Source organism: Streptomyces milbemycinicus, assembly GCF_002154605.1.
Classification (GTDB): domain Bacteria; phylum Actinomycetota; class Actinomycetes; order Streptomycetales; family Streptomycetaceae; genus Streptomyces; species Streptomyces milbemycinicus.
On sequence record NZ_MUNE01000040.1, the window covers coordinates 1 to 6,501 of the forward strand.

General features: G+C 72.7%; 1 protein-coding gene. It reads right to left on the reverse strand.

Annotated features, from left to right (window positions below):
* The coding region (locus CCN51_RS03365) for a lonely Cys domain-containing protein (RefSeq protein ID WP_143675716.1) at positions 1–6,501 on the reverse strand (6,501 nt) is incomplete at both ends.

Here is a 6,501-nt window from a genome sequence, read left to right on the forward strand (position 1 = left end):
GACCTCCACCGCCTCCGAGGCAAGCGGGGCGGGGGACGCGGGTGCCCGCGGGGCGTGCAGGGCGGGAGGCTCGGCCGACTGCGGATCAACCGGCACGATGAACACCGGCGAACCGGAGCCCCCCGGCACAGATGTCAACGGCCCCGACGGCGCCTCCGGCAGCGCCCGCGACCCGGCACCCTCCACGCCGGAGCCCTCGGCCACCTCCAGAGGAGCGAGGTCCGGGACAGTGGCCGGGCCGCCTTGGAGCGCCACCGTCCCCTCCGCGTCCGCCACGACCGGAGCCGCCAAGGACAGGGTCGGCACAGCCGTCGTGGCCGGAGTCATCGTGGGAGCACCAGGTCCGGGGGGCCTGGAGTTCGGGAGCGGGTACGGCCGCGGGGCGGGGAGCGGGGCGGGCGGGACGGGCGGCGTCGGGAACTCCACCTCCGCCTTCTGCCATTCGGCACGGGAGGCGCCGAGCACGGTGAGCACCGGCGCGCCCTGATCGTCCGTGCCGGACAGGTCCGTCGGGGTCTCGGTCCACCACACGGAACGACCCAGTTGCGTCAGCCGCCTGGCCACCTCACCGATGCCAGGAGCGGGCCGGGCGTGCGACAGGACGACGGTGCTGCCCGGCCTCTTGTCTGTCAGGGTGGGGTCGTTCGCCATCAGCTCCACGAACTCACCGACCGGCATCCGGAACACGCGGCTTCCGATGAACAGCGTGATGATGTCCGGGTTCCGCTCGTCCAGTTCGATCCGCACCAGGTCGGGGACCGGCACGGTCGCCCGCTGGTTGCGGCCCTGGGGTGGACGCTGGTGCCGCCACGGCGTGTCCTCCAGACCGGCGGGCTGACGGATCCGCGCCAGGTTCACCCCCGACCAGGACTCCCCCGTGAAGTCACGACCGCTCCCCTCGGCCCCGTCCAAGGCCGTGTCCATGGCGGTGTCATCGAACGCCCCGTACTCCTCGACGTCGTACGCGGCCGCCGCGTCCGGGTCGGACGCGTCCCGCCCCACGGCGAACGCCCGGGTGAGCACGACCCACAAGCGCTCACGTTCCCGCGGGTCGACGTCGAAGTCCGGGTCCAGGTGGAGCACCCGCACGGCCAGCGCGTCCCGCCTGGTCTCGTCCATGCCGGGCGCGTCCAGCACCTCCCCGGCCTTGACCCGCGCCCAGAACATCCGCGACCGCTCCGCCTCCCGCACCTGACCGGGGCCGGACAGCTTCAAGGCGTCGACGGCCTCGGACCGCGCACCATCCCCGCTCAGCCACCCCGCGGCCTCCCGCACCACCGGCAGGACCACGAAGTTCCCGAACGACTCCCCCGCCGCCCACGCCGTCGCCGCCTCGGCCAGCACCCGGCGGACCACATCCTGATCCACCCCGACCCCGGGCCCCGCACGTTCAGCGATCACCCGTCCCAGCAGATCCAGCGTCAGCGGACCCGCCCGCTTGAAGTCGTCGTCGGCCCGCCACATCGAATCCACCGCCGCCGCCCCAGCCAGCAGCTCCCCGAGGTCGGCGCGGTCCTCCGCATAGATCCCGAACATCGACTTCAGCGCCCGCAACGCATCCAGCGTCCGCTCCAGCACCGCATCCGGCACCGGGCCGTTCCCCGAGTGCAGCCTGGCGACCCGCGCCAGCCGGTCCAGCTCCGCACCCTCCGGCTCCGGCCGCTCCAGGGCGAACTCCCGCGGCCGCCCCCGGGCATCGGCGGTCAGGCTCCGCATGTATTTGCCGTTCTTCCGCCCCTTCCCCTGCGGGCCGTAGGAGACGCGTGCCCAGAACCGCGTCGCGTTCACGATGCGCTGCGTCAGAGAGATCTCCCGCAGCGGATTGGCCACGAACACCCCGGGAGCGAAGACGTCCCTCAGGGCGGGACCCGTCCTGTTGCTGTCCTTGGGGGACGCGATCCAGCAGCAGGGGATGTCCAGCCAGCGGTCCCTGGGCAGCCGGGACACCAGCCACTTCACCCACGCCACCGCCTGATCCTCGCCGACGAAGCGGGTGCGCACGCCGTTCCCGCTCCACACCGCCAGAATCATGTAGCCCGGCACGCCGTGCAGGCTGATGTAGTACGCATCGGCCTCGGGGAACGGACTGCCCTCGGGACCCGGGCGCGGCAGCTCCAACTCCCGCCCACCGGCGCGCAGGGTGAAATAGTCGTTGACGTACGTCGTCATCTGGTCGATGTGGCGATCCGTCTCCTCGAAGTCCCGCGCGTACTCGGCGGGTTCGAACGAGGCGTCGCCGATCTGCTCCCCGGTCTCCTCGCTGACCATCGGCCACAGCACCACGTCGTGGTACCAGCCGGGCACGCTGTCATCGAGAACCGGCCCCTGCCCCGGCCGCAGCGGAACCCAGGCACCCTTGGGGACCCCCGGCCGCCCGACGACCAAGTCGATGCCGCCCTTCCCGCCGGGCAGCGGGCTGACCTTCACCTCACCGCTGTGCGGCCACACCACCAGACCCGTACGGTCCGCAAGCCTCTGCAGCAGCACGCCATACCGGCCCAGGAAGGGAACGGCCAGCACGATCGGAGTGCCCGGCGGCAGACCCGCCCGCGCCACATCCGCCGCCACCAGTTCCACGAACTCCTCGATGCCCACGTCCCGCGTCGAACCGTCCGGCAGCCGCACCACCAACCTGCCGTCCTTGCCGCTCTTGCCGTCACGCCAGTCGGCCCCGACGACGTACGGCACCTTCTCCTTCGGCCACGGCGTCTCCCGCCCGGGACCGCCGTCGATGGCCAGGGAACCGTCCGGCCCCGGCACCAGGACGTCGCTGAAGTCCATGTCCAGCTCCAGGGCGTCCAAGGCCCCCATGACCTCCGGCCCCAGCCAGTTCAGACCGGGAACCCGGTGGCCCCCCACCGTGAAGTAGCCGCTCTGATCCGGCCCGGTCACCCCCAGCCTCTCCAGATGGAACGCCCCAAGCGCCGCCAGACTCCCCGCCCGCCCAGCCTCCTCGGCCGCCCGCACCAGCCCCAGCAGCTCCGCGCGCACCGCCTGGTCCACCGGCGCACCCTCCGGCCGGTGCAGCACCTGACGGGCCACCACGTCCGCGTCGAACGGACGGCTCCGCAGTCCCCGGTCCTTCCTCTGCAGAGCCTCCAGTCGCTCCGCCGCCGCCGCGTCCGGAGAAAGGGTGAACCCGACCGTCGCCTGCCGCTCCAGCACCGCATGCGGCACACCGGCGAGTGCGACCGCCTCCTCCGAGGGCCCCTCGGGAGCCCACCGCACGGAGAACGGGAAGTCCTCCGCGGCCAACCGCCCCGCCCCCTCGGGCAGGCTCTGCTGAAGGATGTCCAGCACCTGGTTCAGATGCCAGGTGAACACCGCGCGCAGAGCCCCCGCGCGCCACTCGCCACCATCAGCGACGCCGGCGCCGTACCCGATGATGTCGGTCCGCGGCAGCGCGGCGCCCGCCGGCCGGTTCCGCAGACCGGCGGTCGCCACCTTGACCGCCAGCGTCCTGATAGCCAGGTGCCCGTCCGGGGACGGGCCCGTCTCACCCGGCCCGAACTCCACCACGCTCAGCGTCGGCAACTCGGAAGACGGCGCGGCCGTCCGCGGGGCGGGAGGCGCGGCCGTCGGCGGGACGACCGGCCCGATGAACACCCGCGAACCGGATTCCCCCCGCACGGATGTCGACGGCCCCGACGGCGCCCGCGCCCCGGCGCCGTCCGCGCCGGAGCCCCCGGCCGCCTCCGGGGCGGCGCCCGCCCGGTCCGCCGCCGGGGACTCCGGAGCCTGCTCCCACGCCCGCACAGGGACATGCCGCGGCGTCAGATCGGAGCCCTCCAGCTCCAGGTCCATCCTGATCTCGTCCGCGGCCCACGCCAGGAGCACCGGCAGCGCCTGTGCCAGTGGCGGGGCCGGCTGCCCGAGGGAGACGAAGTGCTCGTCGATCAGGGCCCGCAGACCGCTCCAGGTCAGCAGGGAGTCATCGCCCTGGTCGGCCCGCCACTGGTCCAGCGCGTGGAAGCCACGCAGCAGGGCCTCGAACGCCGTCTCGTCGTCCTCCTCGGACACCGACTCGTCGTCCTCCTGGGACGTCGGCTCGTCGTCCTCCAGGAGCGGTCCGTACACCAGCCGGACCGCCCGCCACCACCGCGCCACATCCCCAGCCAGCTGCCGATCACCGGTCACCCGCTCGGCCCACACCGCCAACTGCACCGACGACGGCTCCCGGCGGAACCCCGCCAGCCAGTCACCCTCCGCCAGCTGAAGCCGCACCACCCGCTTCTGCCGGACCACACCGTCCTCGTCCACCACCTCCTCGACATCCGAAGCGAACCCGAACTCCAGGCCCAGGGCGGAAGCCCACACCCACCGGTCGAAGCCCGTACCGTTGGCCAGCACCTGACCCGCCACCGGCCACTCCAGCGGATCACGGCCAGGCGCATGCGGACCCGCCACATCCGCGCCCGCCACCAGCACAGCCGTATCCCAAGGGGCCGCCGTCAACTCCGGTGCGCGCGCGAAGAGATAATCCACCACCCGCGGGTATCCGACCGCCACGCCCGAACCGTCCTGGACCCGCAATTCCGCCGCGGTCCCGTCCCCGTCCATACCGACCAGGAACACCCTGTCGAACGGCGCCTTCTTCCGCGGGCCCTCCGCCACCACCGCCGGAGTCCCGGCCACGCCTCCGGGCACCGGCCCCCGCCGCACCCGCGTGACGTACTCCACCCCAGGCAGCAGACCGTAGGACCCCTGCCGATACAGCCACGGTCCGGCTACTACGCCACCCCGCAGCGACACCCCCACCTGCACACCCGACGCATTCAGGTGCTGCACGTGCGACACCCGGTCCACCGGGACCCGGGTCCCGTCCAGCGCCTCGATCTCCGCCTTCCACTCGATCGCGTCCGGCGGCGGCCCCTCGCGGACAGCCGTCAGCACCCGCTCCGCGCTCCTGACGGCCCCCTCGACACGCGCACGCACCTCGGCGAGAACACTCCCGCTCCCCAGGAGAGCGGACGCCCGCCCCACCGCCGTGGCCATCAGCCGATACGCCGGGCTGTCCGCCGGCAACCGGATGTGCCCCAGGGCATAACGGGCCAGCGCCTTGGCCACGGTCATCCCCTCCGCCGCCGTCAGCAGCGGCCGGGGCGGGCCGTCCACCCGCGGCACGCCATTGGCGGCCAGCCACATGAGCGGGAGGGATCCCCGGACCACCGGATGGTTCACGATCCGTTCCAGCGACCGGATCAGCACCTCGGGCGACAGCGGGACCCGGGCCGCCACCGCCTCCTCGTACATCTGCCGACCGAGTTCCACCAGCTCGGCGCCGGCCCGCTCGATCTCCTCCTCGGTCATCGTCCTGCCGTCGAACCCGTACCCCCGCAGCTCGTCCACCGCCACCGGGACCGCCAGCGTGCCGTTGCCGGTGTCCAGGCCCGGGAGTTCGTTCATGCCGACCGACTCATACTGGCCGATCCGCCTCCCCTGGGACGTCAGCCCCGTCAGCGCGGCGGTCAGATGCTCGCGAGGGGGCGGCACTTCGTCGGCGTCGAAGAACCCGTACGGGACGGCCTCGCCCGGCCGGTAGCGCGCGAAGGTGCGCTCTATCTCCTTCGTCAGCGCGGCGTGGGCGATCACGCTGAGGTGGTCGTGACGCTTGTCGAGGAAGTCCCGCGAGTCAGGCCGCAGAGCCCGCCTGACGCTGTCGAGCGCGGACCGGGACACCACCGCCAACCGGTTCTTGAGCAGGTCCGAGGTATCCGTGAACGCGGCGTTGACCGGTCCGGTGGCGACCTGGTTGAACGCCATCCACGCGTATCCCCAGACCTCGTTCACATCCGGAATGGCCGCCAGGAACGGCAGAAGGTCCGCGACCGCCGGGTCGCGGTAGCCGAGCCGGCCCACCAGCTCCTGGGCGGCCTGCCCCCCGAAACGCCTCCCCGCGACGAACAGGGGAAGCGTGTCCTTGCGCCACAGCCGGTTGATGGCGTGATCCCAGAGCATCATGCGGCCCACCGCGGGGGGGCCCAGGGAAAACTGCGCGTAGGGGCGGCCGTCGTAGTCCAGGGCGAGGGGATGGACGGTGGTCGCCTGGCCGATCTCGGTGATCTCCCATCCCGGAAGATCCCCCAGAAGCTCCACCAGCGGTATCGGCCGCCCGCCCCGCTCGGCCGTGCCCGTCCGCGCCAGCCGGTCACGGACCAGCTTCCGCTTGGCCTCCGCCGCCGCCCAGGACTGCCGCCGCTCACCCGGAATCACGGCCGCCGGATCGGTGTCGACCTCTGGGATGAAATGCACGACCCCCTCGAACCTCGCCCCCGGGGGCTGTTGCGCCGTCGGATCGAAGAGCCGGTCCGTGGCGCGGTCGAGCCAGAACTCCGTCGCATCGACGGTGACCCTGATTCCGGGGCCATGCGCCAGTACCTCCTTCCGCAGATCGGGCCGCTCCCCCGGACGCTCCGGGATGCCGAGCCTCCGCAGGAGGTCAGGGGTGACGGAGATGGTGAGCGGATAGCGGTACTCGACCTCAGGGCCGAGGGCCCCGTA